This window comes from Nitrospira moscoviensis, from assembly GCF_001273775.1.
In the GTDB taxonomy this organism is placed as follows: domain Bacteria; phylum Nitrospirota; class Nitrospiria; order Nitrospirales; family Nitrospiraceae; genus Nitrospira_D; species Nitrospira_D moscoviensis.
Window position 1 is genome coordinate 2,596,197 of record NZ_CP011801.1, and the last position, 17,837, is coordinate 2,614,033.

Here is a 17,837-nt window from a genome sequence, read left to right on the forward strand (position 1 = left end):
CCTCCTTCAGCCGGTGAGTGCGGCGCGGCCAGGGGCATCTTCTGGTGCGGCTCCGCTTAGATCACAGGGAGAAGGAAGTGATCCGAGGTAGAAAGAACAATGTGTGCCATGAAGCGGGCAGCTTTTCCATGGCCTCGTCACTATTGACCAATGACCAGTGACCAGCGACTTCTTGTATTCAGGCGGCGTAGCGGAGCGCGATCGTGAAGACGAGGGCGGCGATCAGCACCCAGAACGGCAATTGGAAGACCCGGTCCATTGCGGGCGCGTCGGGCGGTTGCCAGTCCGGTCGCTTGGGCACGTGCAGCGGATAGCCCACCAGCAGCAGCACGGCCGCCACGCCGAAGCCGAGCGCGGCAAAGACGGGAATCGAGAGGCCCCAATCCATCGGCTCCAGCGGCGTCAACCAGATCCCCGCGGCCCAGGCGGACAGGAACAGGAGCAGAAACACCGTCCAGAATTTCGCCCAGGGTCCCGTCGGACGCATGCCCCACCTCATCACCGCCCCCACCGCCGACGCCACGGCGAAGGCGATCGCGAATTTGAACAGCAGAATCATGTCTCGGCCCGAATGGTTGGTGCCATATCCATGCCCGCTCCATCTCGTCTTGCGCCGGGACGCTTTGTCCGCCGCCGCGCAGCCTGCTCGCGACCGGGGCGACACTGACCTCGGCGCGCCTACACGGAAAACGGAACGATTCTATGGCGGCACCTGCTTTGCAGCGTGCAACAGTATCCAACCACTCGAGGAGGTTCGTCATGAAGTTACTGACGTCATCGTTCGTCGGTGTCTCGGGCCTGTTCTCGGCACTGTTGCTCGTGCTGTCTCCGGCGCCCGCCGAAGCGGCCCCTTGGCTGGCGCCGGCGGCCGACGAGCGCATCTCGGCGGACTGGGTGAAAGACGTGGCGCAAGCCTTCAGGAAGAACCGGTTCAAAAACGTGTTCATGAACCAGCCGTTCGGCTGCGACCAATGCCGGATCATCCACTTCTTGAACAATGCGGCGGAAGCGCTGGACAACGACCGGCCGAAGCTGGCCAAGAGTTTCATCCATCGGGCGCTCGCTGTCCTGGAGGACGGCAAGGACGAAGGCTGGTACACCGACGCCGACGTCCGCCCCATCAAGCGCCTCATCATCGAGAAAGCGAATCAAGGACTCAAGGAAGCCGGCGCCGCGCAGCTCGCCCTGTCGCCTCCGCGTGAGCGCGGAAAAGACCCGCGGTACGAACGGGGCGACGATCCGTTGTTCAGCCGCTCGGATCGGTCCAACCAATATGGGGGCGGGCAGGAGCGGTGGAGCGGGTATACGGAAGAGCATACCTACGGCTTGACCGAGCGGCTGGATGTGGATCGTGATCGGCAGGCACAGCGGGACTCGCGCAGCGCGCGCAGCCGGCAGTCCGACGAAGGGCGTTTCGATCGGTATTACAGCGAGGATTTCTCGTTTGAAGAGCAGGACGCCGGTCAGCGGGCCGGCCGGGACCGGGCGTCCCATCGGCGAGGCATGACGCGCTTCCCGGAGGAAATGACGACTGAGGATGCACTGAATGCTCTGATGGAACAAGACCAACAGGGATAGCAGGCTGTTGATAAAGGCCGCCAGCGGTGTTCTCGACTTGCGCGAATCCTTAGCGTAGCGCGCACTGTCTGCGGCCTTGCCTGCGGAACGGCGCGTCTCGGCGCGCCGGGGCGGGCGAGAACTGCCGCCGCCTTTCTGAACAGCCTGAAAGAGAAAGGACGCTGCCATGCGAGTTCAATCCCACGCCGTGACGATCGCCGTCTTTCTCGCGGCCGGAACGGCCGGCGCCGCGTTCGCCGACGAGGTATCGTGCCGGTTCAAAGCGGAGACGGATCGCGCGGAGCTCACCATCGTCTGGGACGGGAAAACCGGCTGGAGCGGCACGATCGAACGGGGCGACAGTCAGACGGTGTCGATCCGCGAGGGGCCTTTTACCGTCCTCTCCAAGGTCTACAATCCCAACCTCAAAACCAAAGAAGACGTGCGCACGCAGGCCCACACGCGCATGTGCCGCGAACAGACGGCCCTTTCCGTTCCCTTGTTCCCCGAAAGCCCGTAAGCGTCGGCCGGCGGGGTGTCCCCCGCCGGCCCACTCCCGGCCCCTCCGTTACCGACTTTTTACCGGCCCCTTACATGGCTTCACCTCGCGGGAACCCGAGTTGTGGTACACCACGGGGCATGGAAAGACGTGCCGGCTTGCGCGAGGAAGTGATCGCCCGTCTGATGACGCGCCATGGGCTGACCGCCGAAGAAGCCGGCTTGGCTTGGGAGCGCTATCTTCTGTCTCTCCGGGCCAAACAGCGGGCCCGCGAGGGAGCGGCGGCGGATACCGAAGACAACTAGCGGGGCGCGCCGTCAATGGACGGCCCTGGACCGGTTGTTGACCGACTCCTTGATCTCTTCATAGAGCTGTTCCACCGCGGCTTCCTTCGTGATCAAGGTGGTGGCGCCGGCCGCCGTCATCGCCTGGCGATTCTGATCCGAGGCATTCACCGAGAGGCCGACCACGACGATGTGCGGATACATCTTCTTGATGCGCGCCGTCGCTTCGATCCCGTTGAGTTTCGGCATATTGATATCCATCACGACCACGGCGGGAGACAGCTCGCGCACCAGTTCGAGGGCCTCTTCTCCGTTCGACGCTTCGCCTGCCACCTCGAAATCCGGATACAGTTCCAGGAGACTCCGCAGGCCCTGCCGGACCATCGCATGATCGTCGACCAGTAAGACTCGTATCATGCCCTGCTCCCTCCCCGGTAAATCGGCTCCGGTCCATTTGTACTACAGTTCGTCCCGGAGAGAGACTCGGAATAGCCCGCATGCGCGGCGGCGGGGCGCGTCATGCTCGGCATTTGGCGTGCGGCTGCGGCTTCACCTCCCGGGGCCGCGACGGCGGGGACGCGACGACTTGAATGTTCCGAATGGCGCCGCAGTTGATGCAGCGGAACCCGGTATAGAGCAGCGATCCGTACATGTGTTCGAACACTTCGAACCCTCCACAGCGCGCACACGTCATGGGTCCTCCTCGATTGGGCATCGGTGCCCCGGCCCGGCGTCGCAACATTGGAGTCGTACACCAAGAGACAAGGCAGCGGGCCGCACCTTAGAGAAGAACCTCGCAATCAGCTACTGGGGACACCCCTAGGTATTGGACCATGGGGGTGGGGACGCTGTAGGAGCTACATGGCCCCCGGCTATGCGGACCTAGTCAATGAAAGGGTGCTCTCACCGCCTTTTGAATCGCCCCGTGCAGCTGCTCGACCGCCGCTTCTTTCGTGAGCAGCAGCGCGGCGCCGGCCCGGCTCATCGCTTCTTGATTCTCGCCGCCGGCGTTCACCGACAAGCCGATGACGACCGTGTCGGGCCGGTCCGCCTTGATGCGGATCGTGGCGTCGATGCCGTTCATCTTCGGCATGTTGATGTCCATCACCACCACCGTCGGACACAACTGCCTCGCCAAGCGCACCGCCTCCTGACCGTCGGCCGCCTCGCCCACCAGCTCGATATCGTGATAGCCGTCCAGCACCGCCCGCAGTCCTTGGCGGACCATGACGTGGTCGTCGACCAGCAGCACGCGAACTTTCGCGTCTTGGAGCTTTGAGTCAGAAAGCGTTGAGCGTTGAGGTCCAGCGCTTAGAGTTCCGGAGTCGTTCCCAAGCGCAATGCCCAATGCTTTCCCACTCAATGCTTCCTTGCCGCCGAGCGGCAGCGCGAGCGTCGCCGTCGTTCCCTTCCCCGGCGTCGAGTCAATCTCTAACGATCCGCCCAATGCCTTCATGCGTTCGCGGATGCTGAAGAGGCCGAACTTTGATGAGAGCCCTCCGCTAGGCGTCCCAGCAGCAGCAGCAGCAGCAGCAGCAGCAGCAAGATCGAAGCCCGGTCCTTCATCGCGCACTTCAATCTGCAACCGCCCATTCCACTGCTCCATCGTGATGGTCGCCTGCCCTGTGCCGGCATGCTTCCAACTGTTGATCAACAATTCGCGGACCGATTGGAACAACAGCATGGTCTGGTCTTCCGGCAGCTTCAGCTCGCGCTGTTCCGGGACGCGGACCGTCACGGTGAGATCGTGCTTCCTCATCGATTCGGCCAGCCATTTCAATCCCGCCGCCAAGCCATGGTCGCGCAAGACGGGCGGGCTCAGCTCCGCCACCAGCGTGCGGGTGTACTGGAGCGCCTCGGTCAATACGTCGTCCACCTGCTGCATCGCGTCGACCACGGCCGGCAGCGGAAACGCCAGGCGCTTCCCCGTCCCGATCTTGAGCTTGCCCAGCACCAGCATCTGTTGCAGGTGATCGTGCAATTCGACGGCGAGGCGCTGCCGCTCCCGCTGCTCCGCGAGGTTCAATTCCGTCGCGAGGGCGCGCAGCCGCTCCTGCGATTGCACCAATTCGGCGGTCTTCTCCTTGACCGCCTGCTCCAGCTCGACGTTCCAGCGCTGCAACCGATTCTTCGCTTCTTGGATGTCGGTGATGTCGAAACTTGCTCCGACGTAGCCGAGCAGCTCGCCGCTTGAAGAAAAGCGCGGTTTGCCGACCGAGCGCATGCGGCGATACTGCCCATCATGGCGAAGAAAACGGAACTCCCGGTCGAAGAGCTCGCGTTTCTCGACCGCCTGGAGATAGGCTTGCAGATAGTCTTCGCAATCTTCAGGATGGACAAAACGAGCCCAATCGAATCGTGCCACATCGACTTGTTGCGACACCCCTACGAACTCTAGATAGGCGCGGTTGACGAATTCCGCGCCCTCCTTGCCATTCATCCACACCAGCACCGGTGCACTGTCGGATAAAGCTCGGAACCGGCTTTCGCTCTCCCGTAGGGCACTCTCCGCTTTCACCCGTGCGGTGACTTCCTCCGCCGCGAGGAGAATGCCGCCGATCTCCCCGTCGGAAAGGCGCCATGGGCGGACTTCCCACTTGACGTATTGCATGCTTCCGTTCAAACCCTCGAACGGGTCCGCGTCCGCCTGCAAGACCTCCCCGGCTAATCCGCGACGATGAGCCTCCTTCCACCGCTCCGGCAAGTTCGGAAACAGCTCATAATGAGACCGTCCGATCGGATTCTCGGCAATGTGGTAGTCCGTCATGAATCGGCGACTCACGGCTAGATACCGCATAGAGCGGTCCAGCATGGCGATGGCCGCCGGCGCATGCTCGATAAACAGCTTCAGCCGTCCTTCGCTCGCGCGCAGGGCTTCCTCCGCCTGTTTGCGCTCGGTGATGTCCGTAAAGACGTTCACTGCGCCGGCGACGTCGCCCGCCTGGTCCCGGGTGGCCCTGATGCTGACCAGCACATGGCTGCGCGACCCGTCCGGCCGTTCGACGATGACTTCCTGGTTGCGACAACGGGCACCGGTGCGTAGCGCGTCGGCCATCGGCGTCCGCTCATGCGGCAGTGGCGATCCGTCGGGCAAGAACAGCTTGAAGGAGCCGCAGAACCGCGCTTCGTCGTCCCCGAGCCTCGGCGCGCGCCCCCAAATCCGCGCGGCTTGCCCGTTATAAAACGTGATGCGGCCGTCCCGATTACAGGCATACATCGCCGCCGGCATGATGCCCACCAGACCCCGGTAGCGCTCTTCGCTCTCGCGCAGCGCGTGTTCGCTGCGATGCCGCTCAATGAGAAGCGCCGTGGTCTGCGTGACCCGCTCGACCAACCGGCGGTCATGGGGCCGGGGCTCGGCAGGGATCGAATAGTAGGCGGCGAACGTCCCGAGAATCGATCCAAGCGAGGAGAGGATGGGGGTGGACCAGGACGCGCGGATGCCCAGGGAGACGAGCATGTCGGCGTAGTTCTGCCACAGCTCGCTCCGCGTGACGTCGGGGACCGACACCGGTTCTTTGGTGGCGACGGCCCGGCCGCAGGAGCCGGTGTCTCGTGTGAGGGCGGAGCCGTCGGCCGACTCGCGATAGGCTTGGGGGACGCGGGGGCCGGCGCAAAACTGAATCGTTCTGAGCCGGTCGTCGACCAGCCAGACGGACGCGATCAGCTCGGGGCCGGCCAGATCTTCGACGACCGTGAGTAACCCGTCCAGCGCCGCGCCGATTCCTTCGCCACGGGCCAGCCGCGCGAAGGCCTCCTTCTCGGCAGCGAGCAGGAGACCATCCTCTTGTCGCCCGGCATCCCCCTGCAGAGACATGATGTCCGATTGCTCCAGATGAGCACGCCAGGCCTGGGACAGCAGGTACCAGGCAAACCTCGCAGTTGCGTGTCGAGCACACAGACCACCCTGGTCTGCCTGCGAAAGGCGGGTACTATATAAGGAAGGAGGAGTGGAGGGGGACTAGGGAGCCCCCTAGGGGGGAGGAGTCCGGATCACCGCCGTCCCACCCCGGAACCGTCGTCGTTGGGATAGGCGTCGGTTGAGGCATAGGGCGCGTTGGGATTGGGACGATCCCTCTCGCGATACTCCTCTCCCGAGACGGACGGCCTTGCCTCGACGTTTTGGAAGCTGTACACCGGCCGCTGGCGGGCCGGCGGGTCGTCGTAGGCACAGCCGGGCAGCAGGGTCGCGCCTACCGCAAGACACGCATGGATGATGACGATGGTTCTCATCTGACGATCTCCTTCCCTGTGCGGGTCACTTGTTGTCCTTGACCCAGGCACCCTCGGAATTTTGTGACACTGCTTTTCCACCGCCATGCCACGCGGTGGGCCGGTTTCATACGGCAGGGCGCGCTTCCTTACGGAAGGGACACGGATGCCGTGTCCCTTCCGCTCAACCCGGCCCGCGCGCCGGTCAGTAGTCTTCCTCGGACCGGCGTTGCGCCTGACGCTCAAACTCTTCCGGTTGACCGCGGCTCCGTTGAGAATGGAATTGCCGGCTCCGGCGGCCGCCCATGTCTTCCTCCGACATCAGCTGCCGTTCGATGTGGACGGTTTCGTCGTTGGCCTTCAGCTTGTGCGCCATGAAGACCTGCTTGTCACCGATGTCGATCGTGCGTCCCCAGGCCGTGATCCTGTCGCCTTTTTGAATATCGAGATCTTCCAAATGTTCGACGTTGCCGAGATCGACGATCTTCTTGCGGCCCCGATCGGTTTCAAGCTGCACGACCAGATTTTCCTGATCCCGGCCCTGCAGGCCCACGGTCTTGGCGCGTTTGACCGTGCCGGAAATCTTTTGCCAATCCGACGACCGCCGGCTCTGCTGATCCTCCTGCATCGCGGACTGGCGATTCGACCGGGCATCGGCCGTCTGGGCGGCGCCGGCCAGGACCGCCGCCGCCGCGATCAGCCCCATGCCCCAACTCCACGTCTGTGTCATGGTGTGCCTCCTTTCCGGTGACCTTCGGCGTCAGACGTCGAAGAACCCGCTATCGCCCGCGTCGTCATACAATTGCGTCGCGTCGTATTGGTCGTCGTCATCGTAGGTCCGGGACAACTCAGGGTTCCCGGAGTACCCGGTCCCTTCATAGTAGCCGTACCCCGAATCGTAATAGTCGAAGTACCAGTCGTCGTCGTACAGCCCATCGTCATAGAATCCGCCGGAATAGGCCGACGCGGATGTGACGAAGAGCGGCGCGCCTAGGAGCGCGAGGACGAGCGCGACCGCCTGCGGACCGAACCCTGTAAAGCGTTGAAACAGATGCATCTGAGAGCTCCTTTCGCCTTCGTTCGTGATGGTTCTCACGAGTGCCCTATCTCTGGCTCGATTGCATCGATGAGCCGGAGGACTGGGTGGACCGGCTGGAGGACTGACCGCCGGAGGATTTGGAAATGGAGGTCACCGAGCCGTCCGGCTTGACCTGCGCTTCGATCTGATCCCCCACGGTGAAGCCCCGGTTCATGTTCTCCGCCACCAGGAAGTGGACCTCGCGCCCGGACGGGTCCCGCACGACATAGAATCCGTCCCGGTCCACCTTGAGCACCTCCCCTTTCACGATCACTTCGCCGCTGATCGACTGCGCGCCCCGTTGCGCGCGCTGCCCCTGGCTCCCCGGCATGGCGGACATGAACTGCCGGTCGATCTGCGCCGTCCGGCCGTCGGTGCTGACCTGCTCGGCGATGAGGAACGGCTTACCGCTCACGCGGAACATCGGCCCTTGCACCGTCAGTTGCTGCCCGCTCTTGATCGAGAGATCGCGCAGCTCCTTTTTGGCGCCCAGATCGGCGATGATCTGCCGGCCGTCCTGGGTCTTGAGCCGCACCACCTGGTGCTTCTTCTCCATGCCCTTGACCTTCAGCTCTTTGACGTCCTGCACCTGGCCGCTGACCTGTTGCGATTCATGCCGAGCCGGTTGGGACTGCTGCGACGATTCCTGCCGTTTGATGCGGATCGTCTGCCCGTCGGCTTGAATCTGCTGGGCAAACAGCACCTGCCGATCGTTCACCCGGACGACCGGGCCGCGGGCGGTGATCCAATCTCCGCTGCGCAGCTCCAGGTCCCGCAAGTCCTTGGACGGCCCCAAATCGGCGATGATGCGGCGGCCCCGCTCGGTGGCCAGCACCGCGGCAAGATGTTCCTGGCGCGCGCCGCGAAGATCGACCTTCTTGATTCGCTCGATTTCCCCGCTGATCTGCGCCCAGCGGGAGTGCGACGACGACCGTCCCGTCTGCGAGGATTCCTCGAAGCGCGACTGGCGGTCGCCGCCGGATTGGCGTTCGGATTGCTGCATGCGCGCCTCCGCCGTCGCCGCGCAGAGCGCGACGGCGACCAACGGCGCGGCCACGTGGAATAGGTGCATCTTCATCGGACATTCCTCCTTACATGAATGATACGGTGCGACCGGCGCCGGTCGCAGCGTGGTCTTTACCCGTCACTCGTCTTCCTGCGTCTTGAGCTTGCTGATGACTTCGACGGCGCCGGCGTCGAAGGCGTTTTCGATCGCATCCTCAACGGCGCTCCGATCCTCCACCGTTCCTCGGAGCGTCACCGTGCCGTCCTTGACCGACACGTCAATCCGGTCCGCATCGACGAACGGACTCCAGGCCAACTGGCTTTCGACATCTTGCTTCAGTTGCCGATCGGCCGCGGCCCGCCGGCCCGGATAACGCTCGTAGCCGCCGGGATCCGCATCGTACGTATAGTCGTAGCGGTCCTCGTACCAATCGTACCCCGGGCCGTCATCCGCCTCGTAATCCCAGTACTGTGCGGGGCTCGCCGGGGTCGGCACCAGCATCGCCGCGGCCAGCACCGCGGGCGGCACCGCTTTCCAGATGCCCATACAACCTCCTTTCCGAAGAACCGCGATGGGCCTGATTCACGCGGCCCTCTTGCGGACGTACGAGAACCGCTCGCTGCCGCGAGACGAGAGGGACGGACAGACGGTGTGGGCCTATCGCGCGATCGAGGCATTGGTCCGATGGGCGGGTAATGCGTCACGGTGAAGCATGAGAAGGAACTTCGCAACCGCCGTACCAATGCGCCACGCCCGTGCTCTTCGGGACAGCCAAGGCCGCCTCCGGACCATCCGCACGGCCCCGACCCCTGGTCCATACGGGGAATGCCGAGCCTCGCGCCGATCGGAGGACAAACTGTTCCATGGAATCCGGCATAGCGGGCATGTCCGGCCCGACAAAGTGTCTCCGACGGAACCGACTGTCCCGCAAAGCCCGGCGCCTCAACGGCACCGATGTTGCCTTTGGTCCCCTTTACCGAACGGTTGTCGCTTCGGTAGGATCTTGGGGTCCTACCTTGCTAGGAACAGCCCTAACATCTGTATGTTGCGCTCGGGCCCAAACCGGTCGGCGGAGCTGTCGTTTTCTACGAGAATATGAAACACCGTTGCGCACGTCGCTGCCGATAGAGGATAGCCACCGATGTCGAACGACCCTCATCGCCCCACCGTCTTGAACGTGGACGACCATGACGCCGCGCGCTATGTCCGGAGCCGGCTCTTGACGGACGCCGGCTGTCGCGTCTTCGAGGCCGGCACGGGAGAAGAAGCGCTGCTGCTCATTCCCACCCTCCGGCCTGCGCTCATCGTGCTCGACGTGAGACTCCCGGGCCCCGACGGGCTCGCGGTGTGCCGGGCCGTCAAAGGCGATCCCGCCACGGCGCACATCATGGTGCTGCTGGTCTCCGCCGTGAAGAGTGCGGCCACGGACCGCGCGGCGGGCCTGGACTCCGGCGCCGACGCGTATCTCGTCGAGCCGATCGAGCCGATCGAGTTGATCGCGACCGTCAAGGCGCTGCTGCGGTTGGCCGAGCGCGACGCGGACTACCGGCGGATGGAGCAGGCGCTGCGCGAGAGCGATGTGCGCTATGCGGCGATCGTGGACTCGGCCATGGACGGCATCATCACGATCGGCGAGGACCAGCGGATCGTGCTCTTCAACAAGGCGGCCGAGAACATGTTTCGCTGCCCCGCGGCCGAGGCGGTCGGCTCCCCCGTCGACCGGTTCATTCCCGAACGGTTCCGGCGCGACCACGAGCGGCATGTCCGGCAGTTCGGCTCGGGCGGCACCACGAGCCGGGCGATGGGGCGGCTCGGTTCCGTGCGGGGACTGCGGGCGGACGGCGAAGAATTTCCGATCGAAGCGTCGATCTCGTCCGTCCACACGGACACCGGCCGGTTGTCTACCGTCATCCTGCGCGACATCACCGCCCGCATGCAGACCGAGGAGACGCTGCGGGCGAGCGAGCAATTTCTGCGGCGGGTGCTCGACAACCTGTTCGCCTTCGTCGGCGTGATGACGCCCGACGGCACCCTCATCGAAGCCAATCGCGCCCCGCTCGACGCGGCCGGTATTCCGGCGACGGAGGTGCTCGGACGCAAGTTTTGGGATTGTTATTGGTGGAATTATTCGCCCGAGATCCAGGCGCAGCTGAAGGACGCTGTGGAGCAGGCGCTGCGCGGGCGGATCGTCCGATACGACGTGCCGGTCCGCATGGCGCAGGGCCGCCTGATGTGGATCGACTTTCAGTTGGCCCCGCTGCGGGACCCGGCGGGCCGCATCACGCATCTGATTCCCTCGGGCATGGATATCAGCGCGAGACGGGAGGCCGAGCAACGCCTGGGGGAGAGCGAATCGTTCCACCGACAGACGTTGGAATCGATTCCCGGCATGGTCTTTACCAACCGGCCCGACGGCTCCTGCGATTACGTAAGCCAGCAGTGGGTCGACTTCACCGGCGTCCCGGCGGCCGAGCAGCTCGGATCGGGCTGGGTGCAGATGCTGCATCCCGACGACCGCGAGCGGGCCATGGCGGCCTGGCGCGACGCGGTAGAGGGTCGCGGCCGATACGATCTCGAATACCGAGTGCGCCGCAGAGACGGCCGGTACAAGTGGTTTAAGATCAGCGGCCGTCCCATTCGAGATGAACAGGGCGGGATCGTCCGCTGGTTCGGCACCGGGATGAATGTGGACGACCTCAAGCAGACCCAGGAGGAATTGCACCGGTGGAAAGACGAGCTGGAGCTCCGCGTGCAGGAGCGAACGCGCCAGTTGATCGACTCGCAGCGACGGCTGCGCTCGCTCGCGTCGGAACTGACGGTCACCGAACAGCGGGCCCAGCGCAAGCTCGCCAAGGATCTCCACGACTATTTGGCGCAACTGCTCGTCGTGGGCCGGCTCAAAACGGGCCGGCTCAAGAAAGAGGCCGGGCTCCCGGCGAAGGCGGAGACCATGGCGGCCGAGCTCGATACGATCTTCGAGCAGGCGCTCACGTACACGCGCACGATGATCGCCGAACTGAGCCCGCCGTCGGTCCAGGAATCGGGATTACCCGCCGCCCTGGCGTGGCTCGCCGAGCGGATGCAGAAGGACGGACTCTGGGTCGAGGTCCAATCGGACGACCGGCCGACCGCGCTCTCGGAAGAGCAGGCGGTGCTGCTGTTCCAGTCGGCGCGGGAGTTGCTGATGAACGTCCTCAAGCACGCCGGCGTGGATCGCGCGACCGTGCGGCTCACCGTGCGGGAGAGCGAGGAGGTGCGTCTTTCGGTGGAGGACCGGGGCAAGGGGCTGGGGCCCCGCGCGCTGCAACGAGCGTCGGAACCCGGCCATCTGGGGCTCTTCGCGGTGCGGGAGCGCATGGAAGCGATGGGCGGCCGACTCGAAGTCGCCTCCTCGCCGGGCGAAGGGACGACGGCGACGCTGGTGCTGCCGCTGGGCGGCAAGGAAGCAGTGAGTGGGAAAGCATTGGGCATTGCGCTTGGGAACGACTCCGGAACTCTAAGCGCCGGACCTCAACGCTCAACGCTTTCTGACTCAAAGCTCCAAGACGCGAAAGTTCGCGTCCTGCTGGTCGACGACCATGCCCTTGTCCGCCAGGGCATCGGGACGCTGCTGGACACCTATACGGACGTGACGGTCGTCGGCGAAGCGGGGGACGGATTGGAGGCCGTCGCGATGACCGAGCGCCATGAGCCCGACGTGGTGGTGATGGACTTCACCATGCCGAAGATGAACGGGGCGGACGCCACCAGGCGGATCAAGCGCAGCCGCCCGCGCACGGTGGTCATCGGGCTGTCCGTCACCGATCAGGAGCACGTCCGGCGCGAGATGCTGGCGGCCGGCGCCGTCGCGTTCGTGTCCAAGGATTCCGCGCCCGACGAGCTGTACCGTGTGATCATGGCGGCGGTATAACGGGATTCGCGGAGAGCCGATGCCGCGCGGACGCTCCTCTGATAGCGATCACGAAATCGTGCCGCGCCAGGCGCCGGTCTCCCGGCCGCGCGACTCGATGAATTGTTTGAAGCGCTCCAGATCCCCCTCCACCCGCCGGCTCACCAAGCCCGCCGCGTCGCCCACATGTTCGAGGAAGCCCTGCGGCTCATACTCCAGCTGCACCATGACTTTGGACTTGTCGTCCGACAGGCGATGGAACGTCACCGCCCCGGCGTTCATCGCGCCTCCCCGGCTCGTCCAGGCGATGCGTCGATCCGGCACTTGCTCGGTGATCTCGGCGTGCCATTCCTCGTCCTTCCCGCCGACGTTGGCTTTCCACTTCAGATGCTTGTCGTCAAGCTGCGTCACCTCCTGCACGCCATCCATGAACTTTGGGAAGTCCTCGAACTGCGTCCATTGGTTGTAGGCGGTGCGGACCGGCACGTTGACTTCGATGGATTTTTCGACGACGGACATACGGCAGCTCCTTTCGCGAATGGGGTTGATGGCCGGAGTAACCGGATTAAAGAGGACGCCCGACCGTCACGCCGCACGGAGGGTGGAAGGCGAGGACTCTTTCCGCCCGCCGTCGCTCTCACGCGGGACGCTTCGCCGGCGCTCTTCCGACAAGAAATAGCCGGCGAGAAGGAGAATGCCGAGGACCATCCAGGGATGGTCGGCCATCTTCGCCTCAAGCCGCCGCCGCGTCTCGCCCCATGACTCCATGAGCCGCTCCAGGGTACGGTCCGCGGCCTCCTCCAACTGCGTTCTGATGTCGTGCACCGAACCCTTGGCGCGATCGATGGTGGAATCGATCTTCGCTTCGACTTGATCGAGGTCCTGATCGATGGCCTCGTGCACGCTTGTCCTGACTTCGTCCCGCCTCTCGGGCTGCTTCTCCATGGCGTCCTCCATGAATATTCGCTTTCGTCAATGCTAAGTCGGTTCGCCGGTCTCCACAACGAGGCGACTCCCTTGATCGGCTGACCGGAAGCCGGGGTCGCTCCCCGCAACCGAGCTTAGGGTCTCTCCTAGTATCCACTAAGCATTCTTGAGCATAAGGCTATTCGTATGGCTGTTCGAACACCGATACTGTTTTGCACCGCGATGATCGCTGCGGCGCTCATCGCCGGCTGCGACTACGTACGGCTGCTGCGCCCGAGCGTGCTCAAGCAGCTTGATCCCGACGTGGCCGCCTTGGTCAACGAGCTGCCGGAGGTGGACCGGCAGAACAAAGCCATCATCGGCCGGCTGTTTCCGCATGGCGGGCTGGCCCATGCCCGCGAAGCAACGGACGGCCCGATGTCCGTTGAAATCCGAATCCCCGAAGGGCAGTTCGTCTGGGAGCCGGCGATCATCGTCATGCCGCGCCCCGGCGACCTGCAATTGGACTTCCTCAACGAGGATTCGTTTTCCCACCATGCGGCGCTGCTGCCCAGCAACGGCGATCGCCAATACTTGCTGCTCCCGACCCATACGCGCGGGAGGGCCACGATTCGATTGGACGGCCCCGGGTATTACTGGTTCGGGTGTCCCGTGGCGAATCATGCCGGCCGGGGCATGCTTGGTTTGATCCTGGTCCGCGGCGATGTCCCGGATGGGGCCAGGCTCGATCGCCCGGTCCAACCCAGGCCGTAGCCGACGCCTGCTTATGTTCATGCGCTTGTCATGCTTTGCCCTGGCCATCCTGATCGCGGGGGCGACGGCGGATTGCGGCGGGTCGCGCCCCGACTATCCGTTGACGCAACACAGCCGGCCCCTCGGCTCATTGAGCGCCATGAAAGGGACCGCGCCGCCCGTGGCGGCCGGCGTGACGTTTCAGCGGCTGCTACAGGCCCGCTCGGAGCCGCACAACTGGCTCACGTATTACGGCGCCTACGACGGATGGCGGTACAGTCCGCTGGATCAGATTACCCGCGACAACGTCGCGCAGTTGCGGCCGGCCTGGACATTTCAATTCGGTCAGATCGGTCTCACGGCCACGCCGGCAACCTATGCCTTCGAGGCCGCCCCGCTCGTCGTGGACGGCGTGATGTTCGTCTCCGGATGGGACGGATACGTCTGGGCCCTCGATGCCGCCACCGGCGCGGAACTCTGGCGCTACAAGCACGAGATCCCCCTCGATACCCCCCTGTGCTGCGGAAACGTCAACCGCGGCGTTGCGGTCACCAACGGGAAGGTGTTCTTTGCGACGCAGAACGGCTACCTCGTCGCCCTCGACGGCGTTACGGGAAAACCGGTGTGGATCCAACCCTTCGCCGATGTGCGCGCGGGGGAGAGCGCCACGCTGGCCCCGCTCGTCGTGAAACACCTGGTGATCGTCGGCGATTCAGGAGCGGAGTACGGCGTACGCGGGCACATCGATGCCTTCGATGCCGACACAGGACGGCGCGTCTGGCGCCGCTACAACGTGCCGAAGCCCGGAGAGCCCGGTTCGGAAACGTGGCCGCGGAACGGGGACGCCTGGGCGCGGGGCGGGGGGACGGCATGGATCACCGGTACCTATGATCCTGAGCTGGACTTGCTCTATTGGGGAACCAGCAATCCCGGGCCGGACTTCGACGGGAGCGGGCGGCCGGGCGCCAACCTGTACACCGACAGCGTGCTGGCGCTCGATCCCGATACGGGCGCCTTGCGATGGCACTACCAGTGGACGCCGCACGACGTCTGGGATTACTCCGGCGTGAACGAGAATATTCTCTTCGACCGGGACGGCCGCAAACTGTTGGCCCATTTCGATCGGAACGGCTACCTGTTCATCCTCGACCGAACGAATGGCGCACTCGTCCGGGTTACCACGTTCGGCCGCGTCACCTGGGGCGAGATCGACGAGCGAGGAGCCGTGACGGTGAAGAACATTCCCACCGAGCAGGGAACCGACATCTGCCCCGGACCGGCGGGCGCCAAGGAGTGGACGCACGCCGCATACAGTCCTCGGACCGGCTGGCTCTATACGCCGGTCATCGATGCCTGCGCGACATTCAAGCTTGTGCCTGGAACATTCCGGGAAGGACTCCCCTACTGGGGCGGCGAAGTGACGACCGCCGGCCATCAACACGGCGGAGCGATCAAGGCCTATGACCCCTCGACGGGCCGGGAGGTGTGGTCCTGGAAACATGACAAACCGATGGTGAGCTCCGTGTTGGCGACCGCGGGCGATCTCGTGTTTGCGGGCGCTCCAACCGGCGAGTTCTTGGCGTTCGACGGACGGACCGGCAAGCTGCTCTGGCGCTATGCGACGGGAAGCGGGATACACAGCAGCCCCGTCGCCTACAGCGTCAACGGGAAGCAGTACATCGCCGTTCCGGCCGGCTGGGGCGGATGGTTGAAAGGCTTTGCGCCGGGGTTGCTCGGCGCCCCGCGCGGGGATGCGCTCTTCGTCTTCGCATTACCCTGACAGCCGGCAGGTCGATTGCACCGCCCCGGCGTACAAGCAGGAAAGTGCCGAACTGCGAGGGCCGAGAAAGCCCACTCGGCCCTCGGCACGTTCTTGCTCGGTCCTTTCTCAGGACGCTTGGCCTACTTCCCGCCTTCGTGTCCCGGCGCCTGCGCGTGCTGCCCGGAGCTCGGCCCGCTGGGGCCCGCGCCGCCGGTCTGTTGCTCGCCCATCGGTCCGGCTTGCTTGGACTGCTGTTGCTGCTGCCCGTTCGGCTTCTGCGACCGGCTCTGCTGCTGTTGCTGCTGCGGCTTCTGCTGTTCCTTGTGCTCCGCCGCGGCCATCGAGGCCGTCCCCGCGATGAACAACCCGATGATCACCGTTCCGATCGTCCGCTTCATGTTCATATCCTCCCTGTGACTGTGTGAGACAGCCGGTCTACGCCGCTTTTTTCCGCTGCTGCCCGCCGCCCATCTTGCGCATCAGCTTTTCCCGCATCTTCGTCGCCTCCCGGCCGACTTCGCTCCAGTCGATGTCCGCTTTTTCGGCCTGCGGGAAGGTTTCGTTTTCTTCTTCTTCGATGTGGTGCCGGACCATTTCGCTCAGCACCTTGAATTTGGCCGCGTACCGCTCGTCTTTCGGCTTCATCTTGTGCAGCTCTTTGATGAGCATCGTGGCGACGTGGTGCTCTTCGAGCGCCTCGTCGATCATCTCGTCGTCGCCGACGCCCTCCCGGATGGCGGGATAGACGACGTCCTCTTCCAGCTTCGCGTGGATCTCCAACATCATCAGCGCTTCGTCGGCGATCCGCTGCCGCGACCGATTATCGGCCTCTTCAAATCGGCTGAAGAGATCCTGCACCGCCTGATGGTCTTCCTTCAGCATCTCGATGGGATTCTCCGTCTCCATCTCCATGCCCTCGTCCATGCCGTCCTCTTCCTGCCGCTCCTGTCGCTGCTTTCTTCTCGTTGCCATCGGTAAGCCCTCCAAACGGTGGATAATCGGTTTCCCCTGGGGCGGTGCAAGAGCTTCGCCACTGATTCGCCGCTTGACGCGGTCATGAATCGCCGAGAATGGCCGTGCGCCGCGCAGGCTCTCGATCGATTCGGCAAGACAAGTTGTCTTGCGTCGGACAAAGCGCACCAGCCCCTTCGCGTGTCCACGAGCGGCCGCTCACCGGACACGCGCCCCTGCGCGCGAATAGTGTGTGCTGTGCCACCGGACCCGGCCTCGAACTTGCACCGGAGGTGTGCATACCAAGGAGGTTCCCTATGGCGAAAGCAGCGAAGCGGTCTCGATCCTCTCCTCGTTCATCCCGCTCGTCCCGTTCGTCCGGTTCCTCTCGCTCATCCCGGAACGGCGGTTCCGGCAAGCGGTCTTCGCCCGCGAAGCGCGGCGCGCGCGCCACCAGAAAACTCGCCAAGAAGTCTACGAAGAAGCCGTCGCGGGAGGCGGGCGCAACACGGCGCGGGCGCAAGTCCGCGGGGCGGTCCCGGCAGGGAATGCGGGCCGCGCGCGGCTCCCGGCCGGCCGGCGGCCGGGTGTCGAAGAGCCTGAAGTACTCCAAGTGGATCGAGTCTCCCGATGAGCACGAAGACCGGCCCGGACAGTCATTGGCGACCCGCAGTCATGAGGTCATTCGACAGTGGGCGGAGGGGCGGCAGGCGGTGCCGGCGACGGTGGAAGGCACGGAGCATGACGACCGGCCCGGTGTGCTTCGCTTGAATTTTCCCGGATACGGCGGACGGGACTTGAAAGAAGTGGGCTGGGAGGAGTGGTTCGGAACCTTCGATCAGCGCGGCCTGGTGTTCATCTTTCAAGAGCACAAGAGCGACGGCGCGATGAGCAACTTCTTCCGCCTGGACAATCCCGAGCGCGAAGACGGGTAGGAGAA

At 64.4% G+C, this 17,837-nt stretch carries 21 protein-coding genes; 8 read left to right on the plus strand and 13 right to left on the minus strand.

Annotation, left to right across the window (positions count from 1 at the left end):
- Nucleotides 1-178 precede the first annotated feature (178 nt).
- Nucleotides 179-559 carry a hypothetical protein gene (locus NITMOv2_RS12695; protein WP_053380226.1) on the minus strand — a complete coding sequence of 127 codons (381 nt, stop codon included), beginning with the start codon at nucleotides 557-559 and terminating at the stop codon, nucleotides 179-181.
- A 200-nt stretch (nucleotides 560-759) separates the two neighbouring features.
- Here NITMOv2_RS12695 and NITMOv2_RS12700 point away from each other — a divergent pair, with 200 nt between their 5' ends.
- The 3 genes from NITMOv2_RS12700 (at nucleotide 760) to NITMOv2_RS23955 (ending at nucleotide 2,361) form a co-directional block, all read left to right on the plus strand.
- Nucleotides 760-1,578, plus strand: coding sequence for a hypothetical protein (locus NITMOv2_RS12700; protein ID WP_053380227.1), 819 nt, complete (start codon nucleotides 760-762; stop codon nucleotides 1,576-1,578).
- A 166-nt stretch (nucleotides 1,579-1,744) separates the two neighbouring features.
- Complete coding sequence (locus tag NITMOv2_RS12705) at nucleotides 1,745-2,077, plus strand: hypothetical protein (protein WP_053380228.1); 333 nt, start codon at nucleotides 1,745-1,747, stop codon at nucleotides 2,075-2,077.
- 119 nt (nucleotides 2,078-2,196) lie between these two features.
- A complete protein-coding gene (locus NITMOv2_RS23955; protein ID WP_187299197.1) occupies nucleotides 2,197-2,361 on the plus strand; it encodes a hypothetical protein in 165 nt (54 codons plus the stop codon).
- A gap of 12 nt (nucleotides 2,362-2,373) precedes the next feature.
- On the opposite strand, the gene NITMOv2_RS12710 is transcribed toward NITMOv2_RS23955, so the two are convergent.
- The 8 genes from NITMOv2_RS12710 to NITMOv2_RS12740 all read right to left on the minus strand — a co-directional run bounded on the left by NITMOv2_RS12710 (nucleotide 2,374) and on the right by NITMOv2_RS12740 (nucleotide 9,182).
- The gene (locus NITMOv2_RS12710) at nucleotides 2,374-2,757 is read right to left on the minus strand and encodes a response regulator (RefSeq protein WP_053380229.1); all 384 of its coding nucleotides are present in this window, start codon (nucleotides 2,755-2,757) and stop codon (nucleotides 2,374-2,376) included.
- Between the two features lie 100 nt (nucleotides 2,758-2,857).
- Nucleotides 2,858-3,034, minus strand: coding sequence for a hypothetical protein (locus NITMOv2_RS23960; protein WP_187299198.1), 177 nt, complete (start codon nucleotides 3,032-3,034; stop codon nucleotides 2,858-2,860).
- 192 nt (nucleotides 3,035-3,226) lie between these two features.
- Complete coding sequence (locus NITMOv2_RS12715) at nucleotides 3,227-6,157, minus strand: PAS domain S-box protein (protein WP_053380230.1); 2,931 nt, start codon at nucleotides 6,155-6,157, stop codon at nucleotides 3,227-3,229.
- A gap of 176 nt (nucleotides 6,158-6,333) precedes the next feature.
- Nucleotides 6,334-6,573, minus strand: a complete 240-nt coding sequence (locus tag NITMOv2_RS12720; RefSeq protein ID WP_053380231.1) for a hypothetical protein — start codon at nucleotides 6,571-6,573, stop codon at nucleotides 6,334-6,336.
- Between the two features lie 184 nt (nucleotides 6,574-6,757).
- The gene (locus tag NITMOv2_RS12725; protein WP_145976313.1) at nucleotides 6,758-7,282 is read right to left on the minus strand and encodes a MamS/MamX family magnetosome protein; all 525 of its coding nucleotides are present in this window, start codon (nucleotides 7,280-7,282) and stop codon (nucleotides 6,758-6,760) included.
- A 30-nt stretch (nucleotides 7,283-7,312) separates the two neighbouring features.
- On the minus strand, nucleotides 7,313-7,609 hold the full coding sequence (locus tag NITMOv2_RS12730) for a hypothetical protein (protein ID WP_053380233.1): 297 nt from the start codon (nucleotides 7,607-7,609) through the stop codon (nucleotides 7,313-7,315).
- Between the two features lie 46 nt (nucleotides 7,610-7,655).
- The gene (locus NITMOv2_RS12735) at nucleotides 7,656-8,708 is read right to left on the minus strand and encodes a hypothetical protein (RefSeq protein WP_053380234.1); all 1,053 of its coding nucleotides are present in this window, start codon (nucleotides 8,706-8,708) and stop codon (nucleotides 7,656-7,658) included.
- 66 nt (nucleotides 8,709-8,774) lie between these two features.
- Nucleotides 8,775-9,182 (minus strand): BON domain-containing protein, encoded by a 408-nt coding sequence (locus NITMOv2_RS12740; RefSeq protein ID WP_053380235.1) that lies wholly within the window; start codon nucleotides 9,180-9,182, stop codon nucleotides 8,775-8,777.
- A 595-nt stretch (nucleotides 9,183-9,777) separates the two neighbouring features.
- Here NITMOv2_RS12740 and NITMOv2_RS12745 point away from each other — a divergent pair.
- On the plus strand, nucleotides 9,778-12,546 hold the full coding sequence (locus NITMOv2_RS12745; RefSeq protein WP_053380236.1) for a PAS domain S-box protein: 2,769 nt from the start codon (nucleotides 9,778-9,780) through the stop codon (nucleotides 12,544-12,546).
- A 48-nt stretch (nucleotides 12,547-12,594) separates the two neighbouring features.
- Here the strand turns inward: NITMOv2_RS12745 and NITMOv2_RS12750 are convergent, their stop codons facing one another.
- Both NITMOv2_RS12750 and NITMOv2_RS12755 read right to left on the minus strand, forming a co-directional pair.
- Complete coding sequence (locus NITMOv2_RS12750) at nucleotides 12,595-13,044, minus strand: SRPBCC family protein (RefSeq protein ID WP_053380237.1); 450 nt, start codon at nucleotides 13,042-13,044, stop codon at nucleotides 12,595-12,597.
- Nucleotides 13,045-13,110: 66 nt separating this feature from the next.
- Nucleotides 13,111-13,470, minus strand: coding sequence for a hypothetical protein (locus NITMOv2_RS12755; protein WP_053380238.1), 360 nt, complete (start codon nucleotides 13,468-13,470; stop codon nucleotides 13,111-13,113).
- Nucleotides 13,471-13,638: 168 nt separating this feature from the next.
- On the opposite strand from NITMOv2_RS12755, the gene NITMOv2_RS12760 reads away from it, so the two are divergent.
- Complete coding sequence (locus NITMOv2_RS12760) at nucleotides 13,639-14,205, plus strand: MSMEG_3727 family PQQ-associated protein (protein WP_202967216.1); 567 nt, start codon at nucleotides 13,639-13,641, stop codon at nucleotides 14,203-14,205.
- 139 nt (nucleotides 14,206-14,344) lie between these two features.
- Nucleotides 14,345-15,964: a PQQ-dependent dehydrogenase, methanol/ethanol family gene (locus NITMOv2_RS12765; RefSeq protein ID WP_053382078.1), complete on the plus strand. Its 1,620-nt coding sequence runs from the start codon at nucleotides 14,345-14,347 to the stop codon at nucleotides 15,962-15,964.
- Nucleotides 15,965-16,086: 122 nt separating this feature from the next.
- On the opposite strand, the gene NITMOv2_RS12770 is transcribed toward NITMOv2_RS12765, so the two are convergent.
- Both NITMOv2_RS12770 and NITMOv2_RS12775 read right to left on the minus strand, forming a co-directional pair.
- Entirely contained in the window at nucleotides 16,087-16,344 is a 258-nt protein-coding gene (locus tag NITMOv2_RS12770) for a hypothetical protein (RefSeq protein WP_145976314.1), read from the minus strand.
- A gap of 37 nt (nucleotides 16,345-16,381) precedes the next feature.
- Nucleotides 16,382-16,918 carry a hemerythrin domain-containing protein gene (locus NITMOv2_RS12775; protein ID WP_053380240.1) on the minus strand — a complete coding sequence of 179 codons (537 nt, stop codon included), beginning with the start codon at nucleotides 16,916-16,918 and terminating at the stop codon, nucleotides 16,382-16,384.
- A 274-nt stretch (nucleotides 16,919-17,192) separates the two neighbouring features.
- On the opposite strand from NITMOv2_RS12775, the gene NITMOv2_RS23510 reads away from it, so the two are divergent.
- A complete protein-coding gene (locus NITMOv2_RS23510; protein ID WP_053380241.1) occupies nucleotides 17,193-17,531 on the plus strand; it encodes a hypothetical protein in 339 nt (112 codons plus the stop codon).
- A complete protein-coding gene (locus NITMOv2_RS12785; protein ID WP_202967217.1) occupies nucleotides 17,485-17,832 on the plus strand; it encodes a hypothetical protein in 348 nt (115 codons plus the stop codon). Before NITMOv2_RS23510 ends, NITMOv2_RS12785 begins: the two co-directional genes overlap by 47 nt.
- The last annotated feature ends 5 nt before the right edge of the window (nucleotides 17,833-17,837 follow it).

Excerpts from the sequence above, each read along its gene's own strand:
- NITMOv2_RS12695 (WP_053380226.1), bottom strand. The coding sequence starts at position 559 with ATGATTCTGCTGTTCAAATTCGCGATCGCCTTCGCCGTGGCGTCGGCG.
- NITMOv2_RS12700 (WP_053380227.1), top strand. The coding sequence starts at position 760 with ATGAAGTTACTGACGTCATCGTTCGTCGGTGTCTCGGGCCTGTTCTCG.
- NITMOv2_RS12705 (WP_053380228.1), top strand. The coding sequence starts at position 1,745 with ATGCGAGTTCAATCCCACGCCGTGACGATCGCCGTCTTTCTCGCGGCC.
- NITMOv2_RS23955 (WP_187299197.1), top strand. The coding sequence starts at position 2,197 with ATGGAAAGACGTGCCGGCTTGCGCGAGGAAGTGATCGCCCGTCTGATG.
- NITMOv2_RS12710 (WP_053380229.1), bottom strand. The coding sequence starts at position 2,757 with ATGATACGAGTCTTACTGGTCGACGATCATGCGATGGTCCGGCAGGGC.
- NITMOv2_RS23960 (WP_187299198.1), bottom strand. The coding sequence starts at position 3,034 with ATGACGTGTGCGCGCTGTGGAGGGTTCGAAGTGTTCGAACACATGTAC.
- NITMOv2_RS12715 (WP_053380230.1), bottom strand. The coding sequence starts at position 6,157 with ATGTCTCTGCAGGGGGATGCCGGGCGACAAGAGGATGGTCTCCTGCTC.
- NITMOv2_RS12720 (WP_053380231.1), bottom strand. The coding sequence starts at position 6,573 with ATGAGAACCATCGTCATCATCCATGCGTGTCTTGCGGTAGGCGCGACC.
- NITMOv2_RS12725 (WP_145976313.1), bottom strand. The coding sequence starts at position 7,282 with ATGACACAGACGTGGAGTTGGGGCATGGGGCTGATCGCGGCGGCGGCG.
- NITMOv2_RS12730 (WP_053380233.1), bottom strand. The coding sequence starts at position 7,609 with ATGCATCTGTTTCAACGCTTTACAGGGTTCGGTCCGCAGGCGGTCGCG.
- NITMOv2_RS12735 (WP_053380234.1), bottom strand. The coding sequence starts at position 8,708 with ATGAAGATGCACCTATTCCACGTGGCCGCGCCGTTGGTCGCCGTCGCG.
- NITMOv2_RS12740 (WP_053380235.1), bottom strand. The coding sequence starts at position 9,182 with ATGGGCATCTGGAAAGCGGTGCCGCCCGCGGTGCTGGCCGCGGCGATG.
- NITMOv2_RS12745 (WP_053380236.1), top strand. The coding sequence starts at position 9,778 with ATGTCGAACGACCCTCATCGCCCCACCGTCTTGAACGTGGACGACCAT.
- NITMOv2_RS12750 (WP_053380237.1), bottom strand. The coding sequence starts at position 13,044 with ATGTCCGTCGTCGAAAAATCCATCGAAGTCAACGTGCCGGTCCGCACC.
- NITMOv2_RS12755 (WP_053380238.1), bottom strand. The coding sequence starts at position 13,470 with ATGGAGAAGCAGCCCGAGAGGCGGGACGAAGTCAGGACAAGCGTGCAC.
- NITMOv2_RS12760 (WP_202967216.1), top strand. The coding sequence starts at position 13,639 with ATGGCTGTTCGAACACCGATACTGTTTTGCACCGCGATGATCGCTGCG.
- NITMOv2_RS12765 (WP_053382078.1), top strand. The coding sequence starts at position 14,345 with ATGAAAGGGACCGCGCCGCCCGTGGCGGCCGGCGTGACGTTTCAGCGG.
- NITMOv2_RS12770 (WP_145976314.1), bottom strand. The coding sequence starts at position 16,344 with ATGAAGCGGACGATCGGAACGGTGATCATCGGGTTGTTCATCGCGGGG.
- NITMOv2_RS12775 (WP_053380240.1), bottom strand. The coding sequence starts at position 16,918 with ATGGCAACGAGAAGAAAGCAGCGACAGGAGCGGCAGGAAGAGGACGGC.